At 43.1% G+C, this 25,647-nt stretch carries 25 protein-coding genes; 17 read left to right on the top strand and 8 right to left on the bottom strand.

Going from position 1 to position 25,647, the window contains the following annotated elements:
* Genes EO131_RS06815 through msrA form a run of 3 tightly spaced genes read right to left on the bottom strand, consistent with a single transcriptional unit; the run spans nt 1 to nt 1,478 of the window.
* Complete coding sequence (locus EO131_RS06815) at nt 1-288, bottom strand: hypothetical protein (RefSeq protein WP_127020221.1); 288 nt, start codon at nt 286-288, stop codon at nt 1-3.
* 40 nt (nt 289-328) lie between these two features.
* Nucleotides 329-928 carry a GTP cyclohydrolase I FolE gene (folE, locus tag EO131_RS06810; protein WP_127020219.1) on the bottom strand — a complete coding sequence of 200 codons (600 nt, stop codon included), beginning with the start codon at nt 926-928 and terminating at the stop codon, nt 329-331.
* Nucleotides 915-1,478: a peptide-methionine (S)-S-oxide reductase MsrA gene (gene msrA, locus EO131_RS06805; RefSeq protein ID WP_127020217.1), complete on the bottom strand. Its 564-nt coding sequence runs from the start codon at nt 1,476-1,478 to the stop codon at nt 915-917. Before msrA ends, folE begins: the two co-directional genes overlap by 14 nt.
* A gap of 156 nt (nt 1,479-1,634) precedes the next feature.
* On the opposite strand from msrA, the gene EO131_RS06800 reads away from it, so the two are divergent.
* Both EO131_RS06800 and EO131_RS06795 read left to right on the top strand, forming a co-directional pair.
* Complete coding sequence (locus tag EO131_RS06800) at nt 1,635-2,303, top strand: ABC transporter ATP-binding protein (RefSeq protein WP_127020215.1); 669 nt, start codon at nt 1,635-1,637, stop codon at nt 2,301-2,303.
* A gap of 1 nt (nt 2,304) precedes the next feature.
* Nucleotides 2,305-3,069: a TIGR02757 family protein gene (locus tag EO131_RS06795; RefSeq protein WP_127020213.1), complete on the top strand. Its 765-nt coding sequence runs from the start codon at nt 2,305-2,307 to the stop codon at nt 3,067-3,069.
* 22 nt (nt 3,070-3,091) lie between these two features.
* Here EO131_RS06795 and EO131_RS06790 read toward each other — a convergent pair whose 3' ends face one another.
* Nucleotides 3,092-4,231 (bottom strand): Gfo/Idh/MocA family protein, encoded by a 1,140-nt coding sequence (locus EO131_RS06790; RefSeq protein ID WP_127020212.1) that lies wholly within the window; start codon nt 4,229-4,231, stop codon nt 3,092-3,094.
* A 137-nt stretch (nt 4,232-4,368) separates the two neighbouring features.
* Between EO131_RS06790 and EO131_RS06785 the strand changes: the two genes are divergently transcribed.
* The 11 genes from EO131_RS06785 to EO131_RS06735 all read left to right on the top strand — a co-directional run bounded on the left by EO131_RS06785 (nt 4,369) and on the right by EO131_RS06735 (nt 15,429).
* A complete protein-coding gene (locus EO131_RS06785) occupies nt 4,369-5,853 on the top strand; it encodes a S10 family peptidase (protein ID WP_127020211.1) in 1,485 nt (494 codons plus the stop codon).
* A gap of 87 nt (nt 5,854-5,940) precedes the next feature.
* A complete protein-coding gene (locus EO131_RS06780) occupies nt 5,941-6,198 on the top strand; it encodes a hypothetical protein (RefSeq protein ID WP_127020209.1) in 258 nt (85 codons plus the stop codon).
* Nucleotides 6,199-6,232: 34 nt separating this feature from the next.
* A complete protein-coding gene (locus tag EO131_RS06775; protein ID WP_127020207.1) occupies nt 6,233-6,928 on the top strand; it encodes an SGNH/GDSL hydrolase family protein in 696 nt (231 codons plus the stop codon).
* A gap of 88 nt (nt 6,929-7,016) precedes the next feature.
* Nucleotides 7,017-8,798: a tetratricopeptide repeat protein gene (locus EO131_RS06770; protein ID WP_127020205.1), complete on the top strand. Its 1,782-nt coding sequence runs from the start codon at nt 7,017-7,019 to the stop codon at nt 8,796-8,798.
* A gap of 83 nt (nt 8,799-8,881) precedes the next feature.
* On the top strand, nt 8,882-9,652 hold the full coding sequence (locus tag EO131_RS06765; RefSeq protein WP_206512863.1) for a sterol desaturase family protein: 771 nt from the start codon (nt 8,882-8,884) through the stop codon (nt 9,650-9,652).
* 12 nt (nt 9,653-9,664) lie between these two features.
* Entirely contained in the window at nt 9,665-10,117 is a 453-nt protein-coding gene (locus EO131_RS06760; protein WP_127020203.1) for a hypothetical protein, read from the top strand.
* A 38-nt stretch (nt 10,118-10,155) separates the two neighbouring features.
* Nucleotides 10,156-11,163 carry a glycosyltransferase gene (locus EO131_RS06755; protein ID WP_127020201.1) on the top strand — a complete coding sequence of 336 codons (1,008 nt, stop codon included), beginning with the start codon at nt 10,156-10,158 and terminating at the stop codon, nt 11,161-11,163.
* A gap of 101 nt (nt 11,164-11,264) precedes the next feature.
* Nucleotides 11,265-13,187, top strand: coding sequence for a BatA domain-containing protein (locus EO131_RS06750; protein WP_241243804.1), 1,923 nt, complete (start codon nt 11,265-11,267; stop codon nt 13,185-13,187).
* Complete coding sequence (locus EO131_RS06745) at nt 13,184-14,437, top strand: dihydroorotase (RefSeq protein WP_127020197.1); 1,254 nt, start codon at nt 13,184-13,186, stop codon at nt 14,435-14,437. The genes EO131_RS06750 and EO131_RS06745 overlap by 4 nt, the downstream gene beginning before the upstream one ends.
* Entirely contained in the window at nt 14,437-14,760 is a 324-nt protein-coding gene (locus EO131_RS06740; RefSeq protein ID WP_127020195.1) for a hypothetical protein, read from the top strand. Before EO131_RS06745 ends, EO131_RS06740 begins: the two co-directional genes overlap by 1 nt.
* A gap of 9 nt (nt 14,761-14,769) precedes the next feature.
* Nucleotides 14,770-15,429: an alpha/beta hydrolase gene (locus EO131_RS06735; protein WP_127020193.1), complete on the top strand. Its 660-nt coding sequence runs from the start codon at nt 14,770-14,772 to the stop codon at nt 15,427-15,429.
* Between the two features lie 114 nt (nt 15,430-15,543).
* Here EO131_RS06735 and EO131_RS06730 read toward each other — a convergent pair whose 3' ends face one another.
* Entirely contained in the window at nt 15,544-16,038 is a 495-nt protein-coding gene (locus tag EO131_RS06730) for a hydrolase (protein WP_127020191.1), read from the bottom strand.
* Nucleotides 16,039-16,041: 3 nt separating this feature from the next.
* Nucleotides 16,042-16,806, bottom strand: coding sequence for an MBL fold metallo-hydrolase (locus EO131_RS06725; protein ID WP_127021359.1), 765 nt, complete (start codon nt 16,804-16,806; stop codon nt 16,042-16,044).
* A gap of 89 nt (nt 16,807-16,895) precedes the next feature.
* Here EO131_RS06725 and EO131_RS06720 point away from each other — a divergent pair, with 89 nt between their 5' ends.
* Complete coding sequence (locus EO131_RS06720; RefSeq protein ID WP_127020189.1) at nt 16,896-18,347, top strand: TonB-dependent receptor; 1,452 nt, start codon at nt 16,896-16,898, stop codon at nt 18,345-18,347.
* Nucleotides 18,348-18,378: 31 nt separating this feature from the next.
* Here the strand turns inward: EO131_RS06720 and bcp are convergent, their stop codons facing one another.
* Nucleotides 18,379-18,831, bottom strand: a complete 453-nt coding sequence (gene bcp, locus EO131_RS06715) for a thioredoxin-dependent thiol peroxidase (protein ID WP_127020187.1) — start codon at nt 18,829-18,831, stop codon at nt 18,379-18,381.
* A gap of 55 nt (nt 18,832-18,886) precedes the next feature.
* On the opposite strand from bcp, the gene EO131_RS06710 reads away from it, so the two are divergent.
* On the top strand, nt 18,887-19,549 hold the full coding sequence (locus tag EO131_RS06710) for an endonuclease III domain-containing protein (RefSeq protein WP_127020185.1): 663 nt from the start codon (nt 18,887-18,889) through the stop codon (nt 19,547-19,549).
* 249 nt (nt 19,550-19,798) lie between these two features.
* On the opposite strand, the gene EO131_RS06705 is transcribed toward EO131_RS06710, so the two are convergent.
* Nucleotides 19,799-20,380: an RNA polymerase sigma factor gene (locus EO131_RS06705; RefSeq protein WP_127020183.1), complete on the bottom strand. Its 582-nt coding sequence runs from the start codon at nt 20,378-20,380 to the stop codon at nt 19,799-19,801.
* Nucleotides 20,381-20,630: 250 nt separating this feature from the next.
* Here EO131_RS06705 and uvrA point away from each other — a divergent pair, with 250 nt between their 5' ends.
* Both uvrA and EO131_RS06695 read left to right on the top strand, forming a co-directional pair.
* Complete coding sequence (uvrA, locus tag EO131_RS06700) at nt 20,631-23,408, top strand: excinuclease ABC subunit UvrA (protein ID WP_127020181.1); 2,778 nt, start codon at nt 20,631-20,633, stop codon at nt 23,406-23,408.
* 193 nt (nt 23,409-23,601) lie between these two features.
* On the top strand, nt 23,602-25,647 hold a 2,046-nt coding region (locus tag EO131_RS06695), incomplete at its 3' end, for a DUF7507 domain-containing protein (RefSeq protein ID WP_470295068.1).

The raw sequence follows: 25,647 nt of genomic DNA, 5'->3' as shown, positions 1-25,647 counted from the left end.
TTATTTGTTGCCCTTTTTTTTGGCCAAAAAATACGTGTAGATCCAAGTCAGGGTAAAGGTAGGTATCAAGTCCAATCCGGGAACAAGCTCTTCGGCAAAAGTGATCAAACCGGCAGCTTGTCCTACTCGGCCCTTGTACAAACGGGTCATCAACCATCCGGCAATGGGCGCCCAGATCACATCGGAGAATTCACCGATACCGGGAATCACAAAGGACAACATACCAATACCGTCGAACAACAGTCCCAATAATAAATTACGGTATTTTGAATCCTTTTCGGTTGTCATGCACGAAAAATAGGCATTCCCCCCGAATTGGAAAAATAGGTCAGGACAAATTTGACCCGATCAACTTCAAAAACTCGTTACGGGTCTCAATTTTTTCGAACTGTCCTCGAAATCCAGATGTAGTTGTTACCGAATTCTGCTTTTGTACCCCGCGCATCATCATGCACATGTGAGATGCTTCGATAACCACAGCTACCCCTTTGGGCTTTAGGGTATTATTGATGCATTCCAGAATATCATGCGTCAATCGTTCCTGCACCTGCAACCTTCGGGCAAATACATCCACTACCCGAGGAATTTTACTCAATCCCACGATATGGCCGTTTGGAATGTAGGCAATATGTGCCTTTCCAAAAAAGGGCAACATATGGTGTTCACAAAGGGAGTACATCTCAATATCCTTTATAATCACCATATCATCATAACTTTCAGCGAACATGGCACTACGTAAAATTTCCTCGGCATCCTGTTTGTACCCTTGTGTTAGGAACAACATGGCTTTGGCAGCCCGCTCCGGAGTTTTCAACAAGCCTTCACGTGTGACATCCTCCCCAATGTCGTCCACAATCTTGGAGAAGTGATCCTTAACTTCATTGGTAATGTCAATGTTGTATTCTTCGAGGTATCTATAGGGTGCCATTCTTTAATTTTTTAGAATAATAGGTCTTCAATTTTTTGATCTTTGGATCTATGATGAACTGACAATAGGGTTGTTCCCCATGCCCATTGTAATAATCATGGTGCTCCTCCTCTGCCAAATAAAAGGGTTTTTCTTCAGAAGCAACCGTTACAATAGGGTCCGAAAATACTTTTTTGTTTTCCAATAAGGCTATGAACTCCTCCGCCAAGCGTTTTTGATCTTCGCTGGTGTAAAATATTTCACTACGATATTGGGTGCCCACGTCATTCCCTTGTCGGTTCAAGGTGGTGGGATTGTGAGTGGCAAAAAATACTTCCAACAACTCAGTGTATGAAATTTGGGAAGGATCAAATGTGATTTTTATAGCTTCCGCGTGGCCGGTTCGTCCAGTACAGATTTCACGATACGCTGGATTTTTGATGCTTCCACCGGTGTATCCGGGAACTACGTCAATAACGCCTTGCAACCGTTGAAAAACCGCCTCGGTACACCAAAAACAACCGCCAGCAAAAATGGCGGTTTCTACAGGAATATTATTTTGTTCATTCATTATTCATCAAAGTTAAACAAAGTTTGTGTATATTTTTATTTTTCCAAGTACTATTTATTCAAGAATTAGTCGGTGACAAACCAAAAAACTAATTCTGGATCGTACATCTTTGCGCACTCGCCCGTAATCCGTATTTTCACCCACAGAAGTTCTTCTATGATCAAGGCTACAAACATTCAAAAAAGTTATGGGGATCTTAAGGTCCTGAAGGGTGTGGACATTGAAATCCAAAAGGGTGAAGTGGTATCCATTGTGGGCGCCTCCGGCGCAGGAAAAACCACCCTTTTGCAAATTTTAGGTACGTTGGATGTGCCCACCAACAAAGGTGAAAGTACGCTGCTGATTCAGGATACGGACATCAACCAACTCAACGAAAAGAGCTTGGCCAAGTTCCGAAACGAACATATTGGGTTCATCTTTCAATTTCACCAATTGTTGCCTGAGTTCACCGCTTTGGAAAATGTCTGTATTCCGGCATTCATCAAAGGAACACCCAAGGCCGAAGCCGAAAAACGCGCCAAAGAACTATTGGACTTTTTGGGGCTATCCCATCGGTACGACCATAAACCCAATGCCTTATCGGGCGGGGAACAACAACGCGTGGCCGTGGCCCGTTCGCTGATGAACAACCCTGCTGTGGTCTTTGCGGATGAGCCCAGTGGTAACCTCGATTCCGAAAGTGCGGATAACCTGCACCAATTGTTTTTTAAACTGCGTGATGAGTTTGGACAGACGTTTGTTTTGGTAACCCACAATATGGAATTGGCGAACATGGCCGACCGAAAACTGACCATGGTGGATGGCGTGATCGTTTCCAAGAATTGATATGACCAAAGCCGAACTCAAAGAATTTTTGGACGCCAAGGTCCTCCAATACAACCATCCCAAGTTTTTGGAGGATGACCCTCTACAGATTCCCCATCGGTTCACGCAAAAGGAAGATATAGAGATCAGTGCGTTTTTGGCTGCGACCATTGCTTGGGGCAATCGCAAGAGCATCATCAACAATGCATCCAAGCTCATGGATTTGATGGGCAACACCCCCTACGATTTTGTGATGAACCACACCGAGATCGACCTGAAAAAACTCCATGGTTTTGTACACCGTACTTTTAATGCTATCGATTTAGGTTACTTTGTAACCAGTCTTCAAAACATCTATACCCACCACGACGGATTGGAAGGGGTTTTTACTTCCCATCAAGCAAAGGATTCCATGCAACCGGCCATTGCCAAATTCAAGGAAGTTTTTTTTGAACTGCCCCACCAAATCCGGACTACCAAACATATTTCCGATCCCAACAAGGGTTCAGCCGCAAAGCGTATCAACATGTTTTTGCGGTGGATGGTCCGTGACAACAGTACAGGGGTGGATTTTGGCCTGTGGAAGGGCATTTCCCCCAGCAAACTGTCCTGTCCGTTGGATGTGCACACCGGCAACGTGGGCCGCAAACTGAAATTGCTGAAACGTAAACAAAACGATGCCATGGCCTTGTTGGAACTTGACAAAAATCTTCGTAAAATGGACCCCAATGATCCGGTGAAGTATGATTTTGCCTTGTTTGGATTAGGGGTTTTTGAGGGGTTTTAGACAATCAGAGGAAATTGATTAATCACCCCCCAAACCCAAATCCAGGTTCAAAATCCAAGCCCATCGTCTGCCCACCTTTGGCGATGGACGCATAAATCGCTTCTACGATCATCATATCCCGTTTGCCCATTTCGCCCGTAGCTTTGTTGGGCTCACCAAACAACACATGCTTGGCAAAATCATCCATTTGTAATTTCTGCTGGCTTTCGTGCGGAAACTTGAGCTCTTCCCCTCTCGAGGTTCGTCCTCTCAACGGCCCGTAATTATTGGCCGGTTGCAACTGAAACCATCCCGAAGTACCTGAAACATACATGCTGTTGGCATTGAAATTATGCGAAGTGGACATATTGGCCACCGCCCCGCTCGGGAACTCGAATTGGGCCATAATGGTCTCATCCGTATCTTTAAAATAATCAGGTCGCGTACTAAATTCCTGTGCAGAAACCGATATCGGGTTCTTACCTGTACCGTAAATGGCACTCTGAATGGCATAGACGCCCATGTTCATCAATGCCCCACCACCGGACAATTTTTTGTTCAACCGCCACTGATCCGGATTCCCTGTGGATCGATAGGCAGCCTCTGCCCCCACATATTGGATATCGCCAAATGTTTTATCCTTTACAAATTGCTTCACCTGCTGGGTATACGGTTCGGAATGGAGACGATACCCCATACCCAACTTTACCCCTGCCTTTTTACAGGCATCGATAATGGCATCACATTCCGCCACACTGATGCCCATCGGTTTTTCACAGATCACATGTTTGCCCGCTTTTGCCGCCCGAATCGCAAATTCGGCATGCATGCTGTTGGGTAGTACTACATACACCACATCTATAGCATCGTTATTGGCAATGTTTTCGAAGTTGTCGTAATTGTAAATATTCCCTTTGGGAATACCGTATTTAGTGGCCCATGCCTTTTCTTTTTCCGGTGTTCCGGTAACAATGCCCGCGAGGTAACAGTGTTGGGTGTCCTGCAAAGCTGGGGCCAACTGGTATGTACTATAACTTCCCAAACCGACCAAAGCGATGCCCAATTTTTGCTTTTCCTGTGTGCTGCCCATGGCACAGGCAAACGGAGCGGCGGATAAAATGGCGGCACCAGCGGATCCCTTGGCCATCATTTGATTAAAGGTTCTTCGGTCGATAGGTTTCATGGCGATGGATTTTGGTTTGCTCTTAAAATTAAAAAGAATCCGTGAACAATGATCATTTTTGGGTTTTACCATTCCTTTAACAAAAAAAGAAGTTTCAAAAACCTTAAATTTAGGGCAGACTAATTCAACCTTACATTATGAAAAAACTGCTTCTGTTGGGCGTATTTGTATGCGCCGGCCTTACGTTCGCACAAGAACGAAAATTACCGATCGATACCACGATCACCACACAACATGCTGTGACCATTAATGGTGCACGTATCGATTATACCGCTACAACTGGTACACAGCCTGTTTGGGACGAATTGGGCAAACCCATTGCCTCTTTGCACTACACCTATTACACTAAAAATGGGGTGAAGAACCGTGCAGACCGTCCTTTATTGATTTCCTTTAACGGTGGACCAGGTTCCGGTTCCGTTTGGATGCACTTGGCCTATACCGGTCCCCGCGTATTGAAAATTGATGATGAAGGGTATCCCGTACAGCCATATGGCGTAAAGGAAAACCCATATTCCGTGTTGGACGTGACTGATATTGTTTATGTGAATCCTGTCAATACAGGCTATTCCCGAACCATTCCAGAAACCGGAAAGGAAGTGGACCGTTCCAAATTCTTTGGTATCAACGCTGACACCAAATATTTGGCCGAATGGCTGAACACCTTTGTGACCCGTAACAATCGTTGGAGATCTCCAAAATATATCGTGGGTGAAAGTTATGGTGGTACCCGTGTGATGGGTCTTTCTTTGGCGCTTCAAAACCAACAATGGATGTATTTGAACGGCGTGATCATGGTTTCCCCAGCCGATTATAAAGTGTTCCGCGATAACGATCCCGTGTCCGCGGCCTTAAATCTTCCCTATTTTGCTGCTGCGGCTTGGCACCATAAAATGTTGCCACCTGCTTTACAAAGTAAAGACCTGTTGGACATGCTGCCCGAAGTGGAGGAATACACCATCAACACCTTGTTGCCCGCAATCGCCAAAGGTGGATTTATCCCCGAGGCAGAGCGCAATGCGGTTGCCGAAAAAATGGCCTACTTTACGGGCTTGAAGGCCAAGGACATTATCGACCACAATTTGGTGGTACCCACCCAATTTTTTTGGAAAGCCTTATTGAAGGACAACGGGGGCTACACTATTGGTCGTTTGGACAGCCGTTACTTAGGTATCGACAAGACCCTTTTTGGAACACGACCCGATTATGCGCCGGAATTGACTTCTTGGTTGCATAGCTTTACCCCGGCCATCAACTATTATTTACAGGAAGAACTGGGCTTCAAAACGGACATTAAATACAATATGTTCGGACCTGTTCGCCCATGGGACGATAGCAATGACAATGTGCGTGACGATCTGCGTCAGGCCATGGCGCAAAACCCCTATTTGAATGTGTTGGTACAATCCGGTTATTATGATGGTGCCTGTACCTATTTTGCGGCCAAATACACCATGTCACAAGTAGATCCAAGCGGTCGTATGAAAGATCGTTTCGAGTTTAAGGGCTACCGTTCGGGGCATATGATGTACCTGCGCCATGAAGATTTGAAATCGGCCAACGAGGACATCCGTAATTTTATAATAAGGACCCAGGCCAACGGAAAGAGTGCTAAATATTAGAATGGAATAAATTTATACAAAAGGGCAGGAGTAATTCCTGCCCTTTTTTTGTAACAACTTAAGAAAATAGGGCACTCATAAAATACTATGGGATTCGGTTTTCATGCAAAAATAGCAGACAAGTTCAATAGGTCTCTTTTAAAAAAGAGGGAGCATGAATCCAAAGATGACGTCTATGGCAAGGATAGTGTGACCCAACTGCATTTCAAAAAAGCCACGAAAAGGGATTTACTACGTATTCGTAAACAAATGTTCAGTCAACGGGAGAAGGAAATCAGAAGGACCTGGTGGGCCGTTCTTTTAACGATTATTGCCTTTTTGGTGCTCTATCTACTTTTAAGATAATCACATTATCCTTACATTTAGCAAAAACAGTCGCATGTTGAAAAGTCGAACACTACTTTGGGTTATGTTTTCATTTTTAGGTTTTTTAACCCCTACCAAAACTTCGGCCCAAGATTGGCCCAATTTGGAAAAATACAAAAAGGCAAATGCCAACCTGAGCGCACCGGAAAGAGGTGAGAACCGAGTGGTTTTCATGGGAAATTCCATTACCGAAATGTGGCAGGATGCCCATCCGGAATTTTTTAGTGAAAACCCCTATGTGAACCGAGGCATCGGTGGACAGACCACTCCCCAAATGTTGCTCCGATTCCGTCAAGATGTGATTGACCTAAAGCCGACCATTGTGGTTATTTTGGCCGGAACCAACGATATAGCCGGAAACACGGGACCCATGACCTTGGAAGAAATTCGAAATAACATTCAATCCATGGTGCAATTGGCCAAGGCCAATCAAATTTTTCCCATTGTATGTTCCGTTTTGCCTGCTTTCGACTACCCATGGCGACCCGGACTGGAGCCCAATATCAAAATTCCTAAGCTCAATGCAATGCTCAAAGAAATGGCCATGGAGGAAAAAGCCATGTATCTGGACTATTTTTCAAAAATGGCGGATAACAGAAATGGTCTTCCAGCAGCATTGACCACGGACGAGGTACATGTTACCAAAGCGGGCTACGATATTATGGAAAGTTTGGTAAAGGAGGCCATTGACAGTTTGTCCAAAATGTAGATTCTGGATATTTCCATGTAGAAACAGCCCACTAATCAGCTCGCGCAAGCCAACTTTTGTAACTTTGGGGCTCAAGTGTATTTTTTAAGTGGAACTGATTGAAAATAAAGAGACTACTTTGGCCGTGCTCCCTTTTCAGGTAATAGGGGGACACGAATCCATCAGTCCCTTGATCCAAGGATTTACCGAAGATCTGATCATCAATTTTTCCAAATTTGTCGGATTGTCGGTCATTTCCCAATTATCCACCCAAAATATCCATGACCTCTCCGATAGCAATGCCATCTCCAAATTAGGTGCAGACTATTTGATTACAGGAAGCTTCAGGAAAACAGATTTGGGGTTTCGGATTGGCATTCAATTGGTTAGAACACGCGACAATAAAATAGTTTTTGCCGGCAACCACGATGAAACCTTGGAGTCTGTTTTAAAATTCCAGGATAAAATCACCCAACAAGTGGTCAGCGTGCTGCAAAAGCAAATAGAACAGGATCTTCTCTCCTACTCCTATAAAAAGGAATCCGTGGATCTTGCCGTTTATGAAAATTGGTTGTTGGGGATGAACGAAATTAAAAAAGGTACCACAGAGAGTGATCTTAAAGCCCGGGGCTATTTTGAAGCTGCCTTGAAAATCGATCCGATGTTTGCCAGGGCCTACACGGGAATTTCACTGTCCTATTTCAACGAATGGAGCTGTCAATTATGGGACAGATGGGAGGTCAGCCAGATGGGGGCCCATGAAAATGCATTGAAGGCCATTGAGCTGGATGAGAACGATTATATTTCGTTGGCGGTGCTCGGTCGCACCTTTTTGTACTTGGGCGACTTTGAGAAATCGGAACACTTGTTCAGAAAGTCGCTAAAAATGAATCCCAACGATGCCAATAACCTGGTTTCCATTTCCAATGGTCTACTATGGTTGGGTTATTTGGATGAAGCAGAACAACTTTATCTAAGAGCAAAAAACCTGAACCCATTGCAGCCCAACGCTTTTTTGCCCATGGGTATGTTGATCTATTTTGAAAAAGGGGAATTCAACAAGGCCCTAGGGCTGGGTCTTCAGGTAACCCATTTGGCCACGTGGGTCGACTTTCCGGCCATGGTCGCTGCCATTTATTATTATCTGGGACAGTACGATAAGGTTCAAATGTACTGGAACAAGTATCTTGCTATTTTTAAGACCTGCATCAATAAGGGTAAAAAGCCGACAAATGAAGAAGCTGTTGCATGGCAAAAAGTGGTCAATCCATACAAGGGGAAAAGCAACCTGGAACCGTTTTGGGATTTTATTTTGGGCAAATCCACAACCAAGGTCCCAACACCTCAAAAATTATTGGACAATGAGTCTGAAGGAAGCTTTATAGACCTCGGGGAAGTTTGGGAATTGAATTATGCAGGCTTGAAGGTGACCATAAAGAATTGCAAGGGTTTGCATGATATCGCCAGACTTTTGAAACAGCCGGAAAAGGATTTCCATTGTGAAACGCTTATGGGATCCTCGGTGGAAGCCAAAGGAACGGCTATGACAGATGAAAAAGCCATCAAGGCGTATAAAACCAAACTAAAATCACTCCAGGCCGATATTACAGATGCAGAGGAACTGGGCATGGTGGAAAAAGCGGAAAAGTTTAAAGACGAATTTGAAACGTTGCTACTTCATATCGGCAAGGTTACCGGTCTTCAGGGAAAAATTCGAACCACAGGTGCATCCCATGAAAAAGCAAGGGCTGCCGTTACATGGCGTATTCGAAATGCCATTAAAAAAATAGACAACCTACACCCACAAATGGCAAAACATTTATCCAATGCCATTAAAACCGGCACGTTTTGCACCTATAGTCCGGAAACTCCCCATAACTGGACATTCTAGTAAAAAACTTCTGGCAAAACTTACAATGTAAGTTAAAAACTTATGCCCTACAGGTAAAGTAACAACATCAAATCAATTAAAAAATGTTAGAAGTTTTAAAAAGTTTACCAAATCCGTGGGAAGTGCTCATCGACCCCATTTCACTGATCGTATTGGCCATGTATGGCATTTTGATGCTTTGGGAGGCCCTTGCACCTGCACGGGAACTACCAAAAATCAAAAACTGGAAACTAAGGGGGCTTACCTCCTTTGCCGTGTTCTTTTACCTATCCACCTATTTCCCATTAATTTGGGACACCTATTTAGTGGACTATCAAATTTTTGATTTGACCTCCCTTGGTGCTGGATGGGGTGCCTTTGTGGCCGTCATGATCTATGAATTTGGACTCTATGTTTGGCACTACGCCATGCATAAGAATGATACTTTATGGAAAATTTTCCATCAAATGCATCACAGTGCCGAACGTATGGACAGTTATGGTGCTTTTTATTTCAGTCCAATGGATATGATAGGGTTTACTTTGTTGGGCAGCCTTTGTTTGGTGGTTGTGGCTGGATTTACACCTGAAGCGGCAACCTTGTTCATCTTGATCACCACTTTTTTGGCCATTTTCCAACATGCCAATATAAGTACCCCAAGATGGATCGGGTATTTTGTCCAACGACCGGAGGCACATACCGTACACCATGCAAAGGGCATACATGCGTATAACTATTCCGATATTTCCTTGTTCGATATATTGTTTGGCACTTTCAACAATCCAAAAGGCTATGAACATGAAGCCGGTTTTTATGATGGTGCATCCAAACGGATATGGGATATGCTGATGTTCAAAGATATTTCTAAAGAATAAGCTTTTTACACCATGAACTGTTGCACTTCATACAATGGATTCAAAAAGGAACCTACACATCACTCACAATTACAGGATGAAGAATTCCTTGAAAGTTTTGAGAAGGGCATATTGGAGCCAAGTCTATTTACCCACGAAGCCCATCTGAGGTTGGCTTGGCTCTATTTACAACATAATGCCAAGGAAAAAGCTATTGTAAAGACGTGTCAAGGTATCAAGGCGTTTGACATTATGCACGGGAAAGGAGACAAATACCATGTTACGATTACTGTGGCTTCCGTACACATTGTTGAACATTTTAGGCAAAAATCTACCGCAAACAACTTTAACGAGTTTATTATGGAGTTTCCGGTATTGACATCTGATTTCAAGTCGCTATTGGGTCGTCATTATACGTATGATGTGTTTCTGGATGAAGTTGCGAAACAATCCTATGTGGCTGCCACTGGGGAACCATTTTTCTAAAGATATCGGCTTACTTAGGGATTTTGTTATTTTGTACAATGCAAAATCCCAAGGTAAGCATCATCATCCCCTTTAAGGATACCGCCCATTATCTTTCGGAATGTTTGGACTCCATCCAAAACCAAACTTATCCCAATTGGGAAGTATTGGCCGTGAACGATCATTCCACCGATGCCAGTTTCACACTGGTGGAAAACTATGCCAGGTCAGATTCGCGTATAAAAGTGTTCCAAAATAAAGGAGAAGGCATCATTCCTGCACTTCAAACCGCGTACACCCATAGTGCAGGGGATTTTGTGACCCGAATGGATTCCGACGATATTATGAAACCCAACCGTTTGGAACATATGGTGGAAACTTTGCAAAAAAATGGAACAGGGCATGTGTCGGTCGGACAGGTGAAGTATTTTTCGAACCGAGGTATCAGCAATGGATATGCCCGTTATGAAAAATGGCTGAACAACTTAACCTCAAAAGGCGAAAACTACCAAGAAATATATAAAGAGTGCGTTATCCCCTCCCCTTGTTGGATGGTTCACAGGTCGGATTTTGAGGCTAGTGGCGCCTTCGACCCACATCGCTACCCAGAAGACTATGATCTCACTTTTCGTTTTTATGAAAAAGGATTGAAAATAATACCGAACACTGAAGTACTCCATCTTTGGCGGGATTACGATACCCGAACTTCCCGTACACATGAGCATTATGCCCAAAATTATTTTTTGGATATTAAACTGCACTATTTCCTTAAACTGGATTTTAACCCAAATCGACCGTTGGTGGTTTGGGGAGCTGGTTTTAAGGGCAAGGCTGTAGCCAAAGGGCTTAAAAAGATGGGCATCTCCTTTACTTGGCTTTGCGACAATCCCAATAAAATTGGAAAAAAGATTTACGCCCAAGAATTGGTTCATTTTAATGAGTTGGAAACATTGGGAAATCCTCAAAGCATTGTAACCGTGGCCAACAGTAAGGCGCAAATGGAAATTCGGGATTATTTTAAAAAATTGGGGCAAAGCCCGATGATCGATTATTTTTTCTTTTGCTGATACGATTGAAGTTGCCCCATTTCAATTTGGCATCGTCTTAACAATGAAATTTGGGAAGATGGAATATTTTAATGCCTATATTTGTTCAATCTAAGTTGGGAATGCAGTTTAAACATCCAGAAATTCTTTGGGCCCTTTTTCTCCTGGTCATTCCTATCATTATCCATCTTTTTCAATTACGAAGGTTTCAAAAAACACCGTTCACCAATGTTGCCATGTTGCAAAAGGTGGTAGCGGAGTCCAGAAAGAGCAATTCGCTGAAAAAATGGTTGTTGCTGTTTACGAGATTGTTGCTTTTGGCTGCTTTGGTCATGGCCTTTGCACAGCCCTTCACCTCCAAGGAAACCGCTTTTAAGCCAATGGAAACCGTCATTTACTTGGACAACTCCTTCAGTATGCAAGCCAGAAACAATGGGATTTCACAGCTGGAACGGGCGGTTCAGGATGTAATCAAAAGTATGGACGCCAAAACGGTTTTTAGCCTTTTTACCAATGAAGATTCCTTTGCCAACGTAACCTTGGCGGATATAGAGAACAATTTATTGTCGATGCCCTTCACCTATAAGCAATTGAGCTTGGATGAAATTAATCTGAAGGCCAGCACATTGTTCACCAAATCACCGGAATCCATTAAAAATTTGATCATTCTTTCCGATTTTCAGGAAAACATGGCTCCCTCTACTGCAGGTATCGATTCTACCATTACTTCTTTTGCAGTTCCAATGCGAATCAGGGAAAGTAAAAATATTTCCATCGACTCAGTGGCGCTTCAAGATCCTTCCGCCGACCCGGCATTGCTCCAAGTATTCCTTTCTGGGGGCTCTCCCGATGAAAATGTTCCCGTTTCAGTATACAACGGACCCAACTTAATAGCAAAATCGGCCGCACAATTTGATGAAACCTCACGAACAAGTGTGGTTTTCTCCATTCCGGCAAACCAAGAAATCAATGGCAAACTTACCATCGCCGACAATGCGCTTGGTTTTGACAATACCTTCTATTTCAACATCGATTCCAGGGAAAAACTAAAAGTGCTCGCTATCGGTAATACGGGCAGCGATTATTTGAATCGATTGTTTACCAACGATGAATTTGAATTACAAAAGGTTGAGTTGAACCAATTGGATTATAGTGCTTTGGAAAAGCAACAAGTGGTGGTGTTGGATAATCTGGATCAAATTCCTGTTAGTTTGCAACAGGCGCTCCGTAGCTTTACCGCCAATGGAGGGTCACTGATCATTATTCCTTCTCCAGAAGCCGATCTTAACACCTATAATTCCTTGCTCACCGCTTTTTCCAATACCCGACTTTCGGAAAAGGTGAACACAACTTCCAAGGTAACCACCATAACGTACGACCATCCCATATACCGAAATGTTTTTGAACGCAGGGTCACCAATTTTGAATATCCTACGGTCAACCAATATTTTAAGATCCGTACAGGTCTGCCCACGATTTTGGGATTGGAAGGAGGAGATGCCTTTTTGGTCGGCTTGAACGGACTATACCTTTTCACCACATCGTTGGAAAATGGGAGCACCAATTTTAAAAGTTCCCCTGTGATCGTGCCCACTTTTTACAATATGGCCCAATCCAGTTTTAAGATGCCGGAGCTCTACCATGAACTAGGGCGGCAATCCAATGTGACGGTGGCTGTCCAGTTGGGTAACGACAACACGCTTAAAGTGGCTAAGGAAGGATACGAATTTATTCCGATGCAACAGGTGTATCCCAATCAGGTCAACCTCACTTTTGATCAAATACCCAATGAAGATGGCATCTATTCCATTGAAAACAATGGGCAAACGCTAAAACACATAAGTTTTAATTACCCACGGGATGAGAGCCAGCTCTCCTATTTGGATTTGGCAACGTTTAAAAATTTAACTATCGAAGAATCAATCCCATCACTTTTTGAGGATTTGGAAGCTGACAATAACATTGCCGCTTATTGGAAATGGTTTGTTATTTTAGCATTGCTTCTGGCGCTCATTGAAGTTATCATTCAAAAATTCGTTTCATGAACATTCTGCTGAAGTCTGCAAAAATCGTATGCCCAGAAAACAAGGAATTGCACTTGAAAAAGCGGGATATCCTGATCAAAAAAGGTACTATTGAAAAAGTTGGCGCAAGTTTGGAAGCCCCTTCCGGTGCCAAAATAGTGGATTTGCCCAATCTGCATGTATCTTTGGGATGGTTGGATACGGGCGTGAGTTTTGGTGAACCGGGCTTTGAGGAACGGGAAACCATTGCCAACGGACTTAAAGTTGCGGCGAAAAGTGGTTTTACGGATATTGTGCTTTACCCAAATACCCATCCGATTCCCGATACCAGTTCCGACATCGTTTTTCTAAAGGAACGCGGACTAAACAAATCCACTCGGTTGCATCCATTGGGAGCTCTTACAAGAAATTCAGAAGGTGTGGATCTGGCCGAACTTTTTGATATGCACAATGCAGGAGCTGTGGCGTTTTACGACTTTAAAAAAGAGATTTCAAACTCCAACTTGTTGAAAATAGCCTTGTTGTACGCCCAGAATTTTGGAGGACTCATTTATTCCTTCCCGCAGGATAATAACATAAAAGGTCATGGCATTGCCCATGAAGGTGAGGTTTCCACAACGTTGGGACTTAAAGGTATCCCTGCACTGGCGGAAGAACTGCAAGTGGCACGCGACCTTTATATTTTGGAATATACGGGAGGTAAGTTGCACATCCCCACCATTTCAACTGCTGGTTCGGTAAAGCTTGTGGCCAATGCCAAAAAGAAGGGATTGGATGTCACCTGTAGCGTTGCAATCCATAACCTGTTCTTTACGGATGAAACTTTGACCGGTTTCGACACCCACTTCAAAGTATCGCCCCCACTTCGGGAAAAATCGGATGTCAAGGCAATGCTGAAAGGATTGAAGGAAGGCACCATCGATTACGTAACTTCCGATCATATTCCCATCGATATTGAACACAAGCGCGTGGAGTTTGACAACGCCATGGATGGATCCATAGGGCTTGAATCTGCCTTTGGTGCTTTAAATACCCTAATGGGAATGGAAGAAAGCATTGTACTGCTGACCAAAGGGCACCAACGATTTGGCTTGGAGATCCCAAAAATAAAGGAAGGTGATAAAGCATGCCTTACACTGTTCAATCCGGACGAAACCTTTATATTTTCGGATGATAATATCTTATCTACCTCCAAAAACAGCATGTACCTGAACGCCGAATTGAAGGGTAAGGTATATGGGGTGATCAATAACGACCAAATTACATTGTAATGGGAGAAGTTGAAACTGGCAAAACTACGGCCATTGTGGCCTATATTACCATAGTGGGCTGTTTGATTGCCCTCACCATGAACCTTGAACCCAAAAATGCATTTGCCCGGTTTCACATTCGTCAGGCTTTTGGAATACACATCTTATTCCATGCTTTGGCCATTATTTTGACCTATACAGAGATTGTTTATCTGGCTTTCCCCATTTACATCCTCTATTTCGCCCTTTGGAATTTTGGGTTTCTACAGGCCTTGAACGGCAAAACCAAGCCCCTACCTTTTTTGGGCGCCTATTTTCAAAAATGGTTTACTTTCATTTCATAACAACAACTTATGTCCCCCACCCCATTGTCCCTTGAGTATTTATTGCGATCATCCAACTCCGATGTTGCCAAAAAGCCGGCGATCTTTTTGTTCCATGGGTATGGCAGTAACGAAGAAGACCTGTTTTCGTTTGCGCCCGAACTACCAGCAGAATTGATGGTGTTTTCGGTAAAGGCACCCTATGATCTGGAACCTTTTGGCCATGCTTGGTATGCCATTAATTTTGATGCGGAACAAGGAAAATGGAGCGACGACGAACAAGCCAAGGAATCGCGGGAAAAAATCGTGAAATTTATCGATGAGGCCATTGCTGCCTACAATTTGGATGAGACCAACATAACTTTGCTCGGGTTTAGCCAAGGCACCATCTTGAGTTATGCCGTGGCCCTTTCCTATCCTGAAAAAATCAAGAATGTTGTTGCTTTGAGCGGTTACATAAATGAACGAATCTTAAAGGAAGGCTATTCGGAAAAGAACTTGGGCAAACTCAATTTTTACATCTCCCACGGGCAAGTGGACCAGGTCATTCCTTTGGAATGGGCACAACGGGCCCCTGATTTTCTAAAGCAGTTGGGCATTAAACCTACCTACCAGGAATTTCCGATTGGCCACGGGGTTTCCCAACAAAATTTTTACGCCTTCAAAAAGTGGTTGGAAGACCACATTTGATTCCTCAAAAATGAGTTGTGAGCATCTTGGAATGCTGAAGGAGTGAAAACTCCTGAAGAATCTAACCATATGCCCAGAAGATTCTTCACTTTGCTCAAAATGACATTTAGGAAATTAATTGCTCCTGGTGTACAACAAATGATCCATCAGGGTGAAGTCGACACTTAGATTATCCTTCAATTCATATTTGATGATCAGATCGCCCCAATATTTTCCATCGGAGAAATCGGCCAAGATCCATTTATGGTTCAGCACCTTAATCTTATTGATCTTGAAATCACTTTCCATTCCTTCGTAGGGAATCAACGGATTATCGCCCGATTTTTCATTGGTTTCCAATAGTTTGTCCTCAATGTAGCGCGATGGATTCTCCAAATCCAAATGGTCGTAATAGGCCAAGGCATCATCATTGTTTTCCAACGTAAAATACTGCATGTCCAAAATTTTCAGATGCAGGGATTGGATGGAGTCCTCATACTTTTCGACTTTGGTGGTCAACCGATCTACATCGGAGTTCAATGCTTTTTGCATATTGTTTGCGGAAACATACTGAAAAAGCACCAAAAGGGCCGTAAATACAAAGAGGTATAAAAAAATTCTACTTTTCATGGTTTATATGTTCAATTGTAGGTTATCGTACGCTAAATGCATGTTTTTGGGAAGCGATTTTTCTACTTCCTCATGAAATCCCAATAAATGGCTTATGTGTGTAAAATACGTTTTGTCAGCGCCTACTTCTTCCGCAAAGGCAATGGCCTCCTCCAGATTAAAGTGGGAATGGTGGGGTTCCATACGAAGTGCATTGACCACCAGTACTTTGGCGCCCTTCATTTTCTTGATTTCTGATTCCTCCACCCGTTTTACATCCGTCAAATACACAAATTCCCCGAATCGATAGCCAAACACCTGAAGTCGGTTATGCGATACCTCAATGGGTATTACATCAATATCGCCAAGTGCTATGGGCACATCCTTTTTTACTTCAAAAACTTGAACGGCAGGCGCACCCGGATAACGGTCTTCATCTGCAAAAATATAATCAAAACGCCTATTAAGGGATTGGATCACCCGCTTATGGGCATATATGGGAATGTCGCCCTGTCGAAAGAAAAAAGGTCTGATATCGTCAATACCGGCCGTATGGTCGGCATGCTCATGGGTAAATAAAATACCGTCCAAACGTTCTATGGGGTGGGTAAGCATCTGTTGTCGAAAATCCGGCCCACAGTCCACCACATAGTTGTAATTATTCCAAGAAACCAGTACGGAAACGCGAAGTCTTTTATCCTTGGGGTCCTTACTGAGACATACGGGATGATTACTTCCGATAACCGGTATGCCCTGGGAGGTACCCGTGCCCAAAAAAGTGATGGTCATCCTATCATCCATTAAAACCAAAATTATAACTTATTTATTTAATAGATTGAATGAAGAGTGTAACTTTGTCCAACATTAAATTTTCGGATATGCCTACCGTACCAAGCAAGGAAAATGCTTTTGAAAATATACCTTCCATTAAGGCCAAAACCCTGCGAATCAATTTGAATCCGGATATTTACGGGACCTTTGCAGAAATTGGTGCTGGACAGGAAACGGCGAGACATTTTTTTAGGGCTGGTGGTGCCTCAGGTACTATTGCCAAGGCGATGAGCGCTTACGATAAATCCTTTAGTGACGCCATTTATGGTATTGAGGAAGATGGACGCTATGTAACGCAGTCCCGCTTGAAAAAAATGTTGAACCATGAGATGCGCTTGGTAGAGGAGCGTATCGGTAGGGAAAGCAATCCAAATTACCTGTTCTTTACCTATGCCAATACCGTGGCGACCATCGACTTTTCAAAACGATACAAAGGTCATGGGTGGGTTGGAATCCGTTTTCAATTGGATCCTGACCAGAAAGAGTATGATGAGATCATTCTGCACATTCGTTTTAAACAGAACGAGGCCCGCTTGCAACAGGAAACCTTGGGTATTTTGGGAGTCAATTTGATCTATGGTGCTTTCTTTAAGTTCGATAGACCGAAAAAATTGTTGAAATACCTCTACGATCATATCGATAAGGATACCCTTGAAATTGATATGGTGAATTTCACCGGACCCAATTTTGCGGAAGTGGACAACCGCTTGATGAGCTTGCAGTTGATCAAGAACGACATGACGGATGCCGTGATGTTCGGTCCAGATGGGAATAACTTGTTGCCGGCAGCTGTGCTGTACAAGAAAAATATCTTGGCTTTGCGCGGAAGTTTTAGACCGGTGACCAAAGTGAACATGGATATGTTCCAAAAATCCTATGAGATTTTTATAAGGGAACAGACTGTGGACATGGAGAACACGATTGTGGTATTTGAAATAACCCTATCCAACCTAAAAGCATCTGGGGAAATCGATGAACAGGATTTTATGGACCGGGCAGAACTACTTTGTTCTCTTGGCCATACCGTACTGATTTCCAAATTCCAGGAGTATTTTAAACTGGTGGAGTATTTCAACAATTACACCAAGGCAAAAATTGGATTGACCATGGGCGTGAACAACTTGGTCGACGTTTTTGATGAAAAATATTACCGTCATTTGAGTGGTGGCATTCTGGAGGCCTTCGGAAAATTGTTCTTTAAGGATCTTAAGGTATACCTATACCCCATGAAAGATCCAGAAACCGGTCAAATTTTGACCAGCAACAATGTGAAGGTGCATCCACGAATGAAGGAATTGTACAAATTCTTCAAGTACAATGGAAAGGTAATGGATATCATCGATTACGATCCTGAAGTATTGCACATATTTTCACGCGATGTCCTCAAGAAAATCATTGCCAATGAAGATGGCTGGGAAGATGAACTCCCAGAGGGTATTGCAGAAATCATTAAGAAAAAACACTTGTTTACACGGAAAGTGTTGGAAGAGAAAGAATAATAAAAGGCGCCAATTTTGGCGCCTTTGTTTTTTAATCCAGCAATTGGGCTGCGTGGTCTTTGGTCTTCACTTTATCTATAACTTTTTCCACTACCCCATCACCGTTGATCACAAATGTGGTCCTATGGATGCCGTCATATTCTTTGCCCATAAACTTTTTGGGACCCCATACCCCGAAGGTATTGATCACGGTATGGTCCTCATCGGCCAACAAGGGAAACGGAAATTCGAACTTGTTCCTAAAATTGGCTTGTTGTTTCTCCGAATCGGCGCTAACCCCCAAAAGTTCAAAACCTGCCGACTGCAGCTCGGCATAATTGTCCCTCAAATTGCAAGCTTCTGCTGTGCAACCGGGTGTGTTTGCCTTGGGATAGAAAAACACCACCAACTTTTTTCCTTTGTAATCGGAAAGGTTTATTGTATTTCCGTCTTGGTCTTTTGCTGAAAAATCAGGTACTTTATCCCCTACTTGTAACATATTCATGGCGTTCTGTCTTGATTTAAATGTTTAAGTGTTTATTACTCAAAGTTAAACAAAAATGACCAAACAAGAAAAGGTAGATTTCACAATAAAAACCTTGGATGAATTGTATCCGACCATTCCCATTCCGTTGGACCATAAAGACCCGTATACTTTATTGATAGCTGTATTGTTATCGGCCCAAAGTACCGATGTAAAGGTGAATCAAATAACCCCGCTTTTGTTCGAAAGAGCTGATAATCCCTATGACATGGTCAAACTATCCGTGGAAGAGATCAGGGATATTATCAAACCTGTTGGACTGTCACCCATGAAGTCGAAGGGAATCCATGGCCTATCCCAAATATTGATTGAAAAGTATGATGGAGCAGTCCCCCAAGAAATTGAACTGCTGGAGGAATTGCCTGCCGTGGGTCACAAAACGGCAAGTGTGGTAGTATCACAGGCTTTTGGAATCCCGGCTTTTCCTGTGGATACCCACATTCATAGACTCATGTATCGATGGGGATTCAGCAATGGCAAAAATGTGGTGCAGACCGAACGCGATGCCAAGCGTTTGTTTCCTGAAAACGTATGGAACAAATTGCACCTACAGATCATTTGGTACGGTAGGGAATACTCCCCAGCAAGAGGTTGGGATTTGGAAAAAGATATCATTACCCGCACCATTGGCCGGAAAACGGTGATCAACGAATACCTTAAAAACAAAAAGAGCCGCTAGTGGCGGCTCTTTTCGTCAGTTTGATCCTTAAATTAATTTAATGTTACTTCAAACTGGTGTTTTTTGTAGTCAACTACATGAATCGATTTTGAATAGCTGAGCAAGAAATCGATGGTTTGCTTGCTAGCCTTTACCGCTTTCACGGATTTTTGTTCTTCAGAGTAAATGTTTTCCATATTCTAGCATAAATGTTTCATATAGATAACGCCGCTAGAATGGATATATTGTCCGTTTCGACAAAGTGTTAAATTAATTCGTCAAAACGATATTTTTCCGATCTACTATTTTTCTGAGGTTAATCAGTGCATAACGCATTCTACCCAAAGCCGTATTGATGCTGACACCAGTATTTTCGGATATTTCCTTAAAACTCATGTCCTTGTAGATGCGCATGATCAATACTTCTTTCTGATCTTCGGGCAATTCTTCGATCAAAAGAGTAAGATCGCTTTCGATCTGATCTTTAATGATCTGTTTCTCTACGTTCAACTTCTCGTCTTTGATCACGGAGAAGATATTGAAATCGTCGCTTCCTTCGAACTTGGGCATTCGCTTGTTCTTACGGAAGTAATCGATGATCAGGTTGTGCGCGATTCGCATAACCCAGGGCAAAAATTTTCCTTCTTCGCTGTAATTTCCCTTTTTCAAGGTTTTGATCACTTTAATAAAGGTGTCCTGGAAAATGTCTTCGGCCACATCCCTATCCAATACTTTGGAGTAAATAAAACTGGAAATTCGTTGGTTGTGCCTGTTGATAAGGATTTCTAGAGCTTTTTCGTCTCCAGCAATGTAGTTTTTTACTAAAATCGAGTCATTAATCTGTAGTTCCATACAAATTACTTTTTTTGGTTAAAATCAAGGTCATCCCTTTCCAGGGAGGACAGTAGGTATTTAGTCTTTAATCTTAAAAAAGTAATTATTGCTGTATAGGCCTATCAGTATTTTAATTACACTTCGAATATAGATAATTAGGCAGGCGACCTAAAAACTATGTTGTGAGATGACGATTTTTATATGTTAACTGGTACAATATACGTATTAAGTGTGGTGTATCGTATCTTTGAATCCCTAATTTTAACATATGGCAATCGATATCAACGTTGATCCAAAGCAGCATATCATCATTAAAGGTGCCAAACTGCACAATCTCAAAAACATAGATGTTGTCATCCCCAGAAACAAGCTGGTTGTGATAACGGGGTTGTCCGGATCTGGCAAGTCGAGTTTGGCATTTGACACCCTTTATGCGGAAGGGCAACGGAGGTATGTGGAAAGCCTTTCTTCCTATGCCCGTCAATTTTTGGGCAAATTGGACAAACCCAAAGTGGACTACATAAAAGGTATAGCCCCCGCCATTGCCATAGAACAAAAGGTGAATTCCACCAATCCAAGATCTACGGTTGGGACCACCACCGAAATCTACGACTACCTTAAATTATTATATGCCCGAATTGGGAAGACCATATCTCCCATTTCTGGAAAAGAAGTAAAGAAACATACGGTCACCGATGTGATGAACTATATAAAGGAGTCCAAAGAGGGTAGCAAAATGCTTTTGTTGGCCCCAGTGCAAGTGCCGAAAGACCGTGAACCCTTAAAGGCCCTGCAGCTATTTTCCAAGCAAGGATATGCGCGTATAACCTATAAAGGTGAAGTTATTCGCATCGACCAGGCTCCCCAGGATATCGGTCGCAAGTTTGATTTAGTGGTGGATCGTATCGTTCTAAAGGATGATGAGGATTTTTACAACCGATTGGCCAATGCGGTGGACAATGCTTTTTTCGAAGGCAAGGGCGTGTGCGCCATTCAAAACTTGGAAACCAATAACACCCAATCGTTCAGCAACCAATTTGAGTTGGATGGCATGAAGTTCTTGGAACCCAACGTGCATCTGTTCAGTTTCAACAATCCATATGGGGCCTGCCCCAAATGTGAAGGGTACGGAGATGTCATTGGCATTGATGAGGACCTGGTTATTCCCAATACCGCATTGTCCATTTATGAAAACGCCATTTTTCCGTGGCGGGGTGAAAGTATGGGATGGTATCGGGACCAATTGGTAAACTCCGCTTACAAATTTGATTTCCCCATCCACAAACCGTGGTACCAACTATCCGAAGCACAAAAACAATTGGTCTGGGACGGCAACGAACATTTTATCGGCATCCATAAATTTTTTGAGCAGCTTGAGGAGAAAAGCTATAAAATTCAGAACCGTGTAATGCTGTCGCGCTACCGTGGAAAGACCAAATGTTCCGTTTGCAAAGGGAAAAGGCTTCGGAACGAGGCCAATTATGTAAAGGTAGGCGGTAAATCCATTTCTGAATTGATTGAACAGCCCATTATAAAACTGATTCCTTTTTTTGAAACGCTTGAACTTTCCGAACACGATAACACCATTGCCAACAGGCTTTTAAAGGAAATCACCACGCGTTTGGACTTTTTGAATAAGGTAGGCTTGGGTTATCTTACGTTGAACCGAAAATCCAACACGCTTTCTGGTGGGGAAAGCCAGCGTATCAATCTGGCCACCTCCTTGGGCAGTAGTTTGGTAGGTTCCATGTACATTTTGGATGAGCCAAGCATTGGTTTGCACCCAAAGGATACCGAAAATTTGATCGAGGTATTGCAATCGTTGCGAAATCTCGGGAATACCGTAATTGTGGTGGAGCACGACGAGGACATTATGAAGGCTGCCGATGAAATCATCGACATTGGCCCCGAGGCCGGCACCCTTGGTGGTGAAGTGGTGGCCACAGGAAACTGGGAAACCATCCTCAAAGCCGATTCGTTGACCGCAAAATACTTGAACGGGACTATGGAGATAGCAGTCCCGAAGGAACGAAGAAACTCCAAACACTATATCCAAATAAAAGGAGCTCGGGAAAATAACCTCAAGAACATTGATGTCACCTTTCCATTGAATGTGTTAACGGTGGTTACCGGTGTATCAGGAAGCGGTAAAAGTACATTGGTCAAAAAAATATTATATCCGGCCATTCTCAAGGAAATTGGGGGTTATGGCGAAAAAGCAGGGCAATACACCTCCATTGTAGGGAAATACAGTCATATTAAACACGTGGAGTTTGTGGATCAAAATCCGATCGGGCGATCTTCAAGATCCAATCCGGTTACCTATATAAAGGCGTATGACGATATTAGAAGTCTCTTCGCTTCCCAAAAACTGAGCAAGCTCAGGGGATATCAGGCCAAGCATTTTTCGTTCAATGTGGATGGCGGTCGCTGTGAAAAATGTAAGGGCGAAGGGGAAATCACCGTGGAGATGCAATTTATGGCCGATGTGCATTTGGAATGTGATGCCTGTAATGGCAAACGATTTAAAAAAGACATTTTGGAGGTGCAGTTTGAAGGGAAGAACATCGACGACCTTTTGAACATGACCATAGACGATGCCATCGCCCATTTTAAAAATCACAAGCAAGATAAAATTGTTGGCAAGCTACAACCGTTACAAGATGTGGGACTGGGCTACGTGACGTTGGGTCAGTCCTCCTCTACCCTTTCCGGCGGTGAGGCCCAACGGATAAAGTTGGCCTCCTTTCTGGTTAAGGGCCATACCAAGGAAAAAGCCCTGTTCATCTTTGATGAACCTACTACCGGGTTGCATTTTCATGACATCAAAAAACTGCTCAAATCCTTTGATGAATTGCTAGCCAAGGGCCATTCGGTGATTGTGATCGAGCACAATATTGAACTCATCAAATGTGCGGATTATATTATCGACCTGGGGCCGGAAGGAGGCGAAAATGGCGGACAATTGGTGATGGAAGGTACTCCTGAAGAAATCGTTAAAAACTTAGAATCCCATACCGCCAAATACCTGAAGGAAAAGTTGTGATTCAGTTGTAGATCATATCTACTTCGTTCATTTCTTCTTAAACCTCCAAACGGTGGTTTTCAAAAAATAGTGTCTTTTTCGGTAAATCCATATCCCCATTTCATCAAATGGTTAGGGGTATCCATCAATCAGCATACTATATATTTAGTAGAGCACCTTAAAATTGTGAGTTAGAACTTTCAATGAAGAAGCCATGTTCTACTCCAAATCTTACCCGTTCAAAAAACAAGACCTTCTTTTTATATCGTTGCTCTTGTTTGGGATTGCCTCCATATTAATAGGCGTTCCTTTCAAAAAAAATGATCACAAAGTAACTCAAGAGTACCTCGATGTCGCCTTAAACCACGATTTGGCACCACCCATGGCTTCTGGTTCTTGGAACAATGCCGATTTTTTTGCGCCAGGCATTGCGGCCACTATGGGCTCCGCCACCCAAACCTATTATAAAGATTCTCCTGGTTGTACCAACATTAGATTTGTGATACGGGTATTCAATACCAGTACCAATGGTGAAGCATTGAACAACATTACCATAGACATTGCACCTGATGTGGTCATCGGGGATTTGATTGCGGGAGATATCAATTTCAACAATCAAATTGATGAAGGGGAAGTTTGGGCCTATGAAGCATTTAAACTCATCACAGCAACAGATATGCAGGTTGGGGAAGTGTTCCACCAAGCTCATGTTGAAGCTACAGTGGTGGGTCTTGGTTCCATTGTTAGCGATGATTCCCACCCCTCTGACATGAATTTGGATGGACCAACATTGACCAAAATAAGCAATTGTGGCGTGGGTATAAGTCTCATTTTAACAGGTGTTACCAAAGATGGTAATGGTATCGATGGTGGCTGTTCATCCGTTGAACTTACATATGAACTGCACAATACCGGTTTTGTTGGAGAAACCTTTGAAAGTGTGGTGTTGAAAGATCCCAATGTAGGGGATATTTTAGAGCCAGACGCTGGCAACGACATTAACATATCAATTTTGGATGAAGGCGAAGTGTGGATTTATAAGGTACCCTATGTACCAACTGCAGAAGAATGGTTGGCCGGTAAAATAGAGGTTCAGGGGTATGTTGAAGCAAAATCTGCCAATCAAAGTCCAGATATCCTTATTACAGATGTTTCCGATCCCGTGGATTTAAATGGACACAACACCACCATAATTGATATTTCACCCTGTACCCCTTCACTTAGTCTGATAAAAACGGGAGAGGTGGTGAATGCCGTCGGAGATGGACCCGGTTGTGAGAAAATTGCCTATACATTCACAGTAACCAATGAAAGTAGTGATCTAACCGCACCGATGAAAGATGTAACGGTCACAGACCTAACATTTCCACTCATGACCATAACGGGACCGGAAACAGATAATCTTAACGATGGGTTACTGAGCCCTGGAGAGGTTTGGATATTTACAGCTTCCCAACCCGTTACTACGGCCGATATACTTAATGGTTCAGTGACAAATCAAGCCAAGGTGACAGGAACAGTAGATGCGGGCAGTATCATTTTGAATATTGAAGATCTTTCCGATTTTGCGGATACAGCCCTAGATCGGGAAACAGTCGTGGACATTTCAGGCTGTACCCCACAAATTGCTTTGATAAAAGAAGCAGTAGTAAGCCCAGATTGTTCTACCATTGAATATACTTTTACGGTAACCAATGAAGGGGGTACCGGTCTAACATTTGAAAACGTACAATTAACTGATAATAATCTTCCACTTGTCATAGATGGTCCAAATGGGGATGACAACATTAATTCCAGATTGGAAGATACTGAAGTTTGGACCTATACGGCTTCTTATGTTATCACTGCGGATGACATCCTTGCGGGAAAAGTGGATAACCAAGCTACGGTAACCGCGGATGTATGGAGTTTTCCTGGGCTTAGCACAGAAGATCTTTCCGATGATGACAGTGTTTTAGAAAATCAGATTACTTCTACAGATCTCACAAGCTGTCAAACTCCATCAATAGAACTGATCAAATCCGGTGTTCTCAACATCGACATCGACAACAACGGCTGTCTGGACGGCATCACCTATACCTTCACCGTGACCAACATCGGCAACGTGGACCTGCACACCATCAATCTGCAGGACGACCAGATAGATGAGCCGGCACCCGTGCTGCTGCCCAATGAGGACGACAACAACGACGGAATCCTCAGTGTCGGGGAGGACTGGGTCTTCGAGGGCACCCATGCCCTGATACAGGCGGACATCGAC

Source organism: Flagellimonas beolgyonensis (assembly GCF_003992615.1).
Classification (GTDB): Bacteria; Bacteroidota; Bacteroidia; order Flavobacteriales; family Flavobacteriaceae; genus Flagellimonas; species Flagellimonas beolgyonensis.
This window is presented reverse-complemented; position numbering and strand designations above follow the sequence as displayed.

Excerpts from the sequence above, each read along its gene's own strand:
- EO131_RS06815 (WP_127020221.1), bottom strand. The coding sequence starts at position 288 with ATGACAACCGAAAAGGATTCAAAATACCGTAATTTATTATTGGGACTG.
- msrA (WP_127020217.1), bottom strand. The coding sequence starts at position 1,478 with ATGAATGAACAAAATAATATTCCTGTAGAAACCGCCATTTTTGCTGGC.
- EO131_RS06765 (WP_206512863.1), top strand. The coding sequence starts at position 8,882 with ATGTTAGAAGTTTTAAAAAGTTTACCAAATCCGTGGGAAGTGCTCATC.
- EO131_RS06730 (WP_127020191.1), bottom strand. The coding sequence starts at position 16,038 with ATGAAAAGTAGAATTTTTTTATACCTCTTTGTATTTACGGCCCTTTTG.
- EO131_RS06795 (WP_127020213.1), top strand. The coding sequence starts at position 2,305 with ATGACCAAAGCCGAACTCAAAGAATTTTTGGACGCCAAGGTCCTCCAA.
- EO131_RS06705 (WP_127020183.1), bottom strand. The coding sequence starts at position 20,380 with ATGGAACTACAGATTAATGACTCGATTTTAGTAAAAAACTACATTGCT.
- EO131_RS06780 (WP_127020209.1), top strand. The coding sequence starts at position 5,941 with ATGGGATTCGGTTTTCATGCAAAAATAGCAGACAAGTTCAATAGGTCT.
- EO131_RS06755 (WP_127020201.1), top strand. The coding sequence starts at position 10,156 with ATGCAAAATCCCAAGGTAAGCATCATCATCCCCTTTAAGGATACCGCC.
- EO131_RS06785 (WP_127020211.1), top strand. The coding sequence starts at position 4,369 with ATGAAAAAACTGCTTCTGTTGGGCGTATTTGTATGCGCCGGCCTTACG.
- uvrA (WP_127020181.1), top strand. The coding sequence starts at position 20,631 with ATGGCAATCGATATCAACGTTGATCCAAAGCAGCATATCATCATTAAA.
- EO131_RS06735 (WP_127020193.1), top strand. The coding sequence starts at position 14,770 with ATGTCCCCCACCCCATTGTCCCTTGAGTATTTATTGCGATCATCCAAC.
- EO131_RS06775 (WP_127020207.1), top strand. The coding sequence starts at position 6,233 with ATGTTGAAAAGTCGAACACTACTTTGGGTTATGTTTTCATTTTTAGGT.
- EO131_RS06710 (WP_127020185.1), top strand. The coding sequence starts at position 18,887 with ATGACCAAACAAGAAAAGGTAGATTTCACAATAAAAACCTTGGATGAA.
- EO131_RS06750 (WP_241243804.1), top strand. The coding sequence starts at position 11,265 with ATGCAGTTTAAACATCCAGAAATTCTTTGGGCCCTTTTTCTCCTGGTC.
- EO131_RS06790 (WP_127020212.1), bottom strand. The coding sequence starts at position 4,231 with ATGAAACCTATCGACCGAAGAACCTTTAATCAAATGATGGCCAAGGGA.
- EO131_RS06740 (WP_127020195.1), top strand. The coding sequence starts at position 14,437 with ATGGGAGAAGTTGAAACTGGCAAAACTACGGCCATTGTGGCCTATATT.
- EO131_RS06745 (WP_127020197.1), top strand. The coding sequence starts at position 13,184 with ATGAACATTCTGCTGAAGTCTGCAAAAATCGTATGCCCAGAAAACAAG.
- bcp (WP_127020187.1), bottom strand. The coding sequence starts at position 18,831 with ATGAATATGTTACAAGTAGGGGATAAAGTACCTGATTTTTCAGCAAAA.
- EO131_RS06760 (WP_127020203.1), top strand. The coding sequence starts at position 9,665 with ATGAACTGTTGCACTTCATACAATGGATTCAAAAAGGAACCTACACAT.
- EO131_RS06720 (WP_127020189.1), top strand. The coding sequence starts at position 16,896 with ATGCCTACCGTACCAAGCAAGGAAAATGCTTTTGAAAATATACCTTCC.
- EO131_RS06725 (WP_127021359.1), bottom strand. The coding sequence starts at position 16,806 with ATGACCATCACTTTTTTGGGCACGGGTACCTCCCAGGGCATACCGGTT.
- folE (WP_127020219.1), bottom strand. The coding sequence starts at position 928 with ATGGCACCCTATAGATACCTCGAAGAATACAACATTGACATTACCAAT.
- EO131_RS06800 (WP_127020215.1), top strand. The coding sequence starts at position 1,635 with ATGATCAAGGCTACAAACATTCAAAAAAGTTATGGGGATCTTAAGGTC.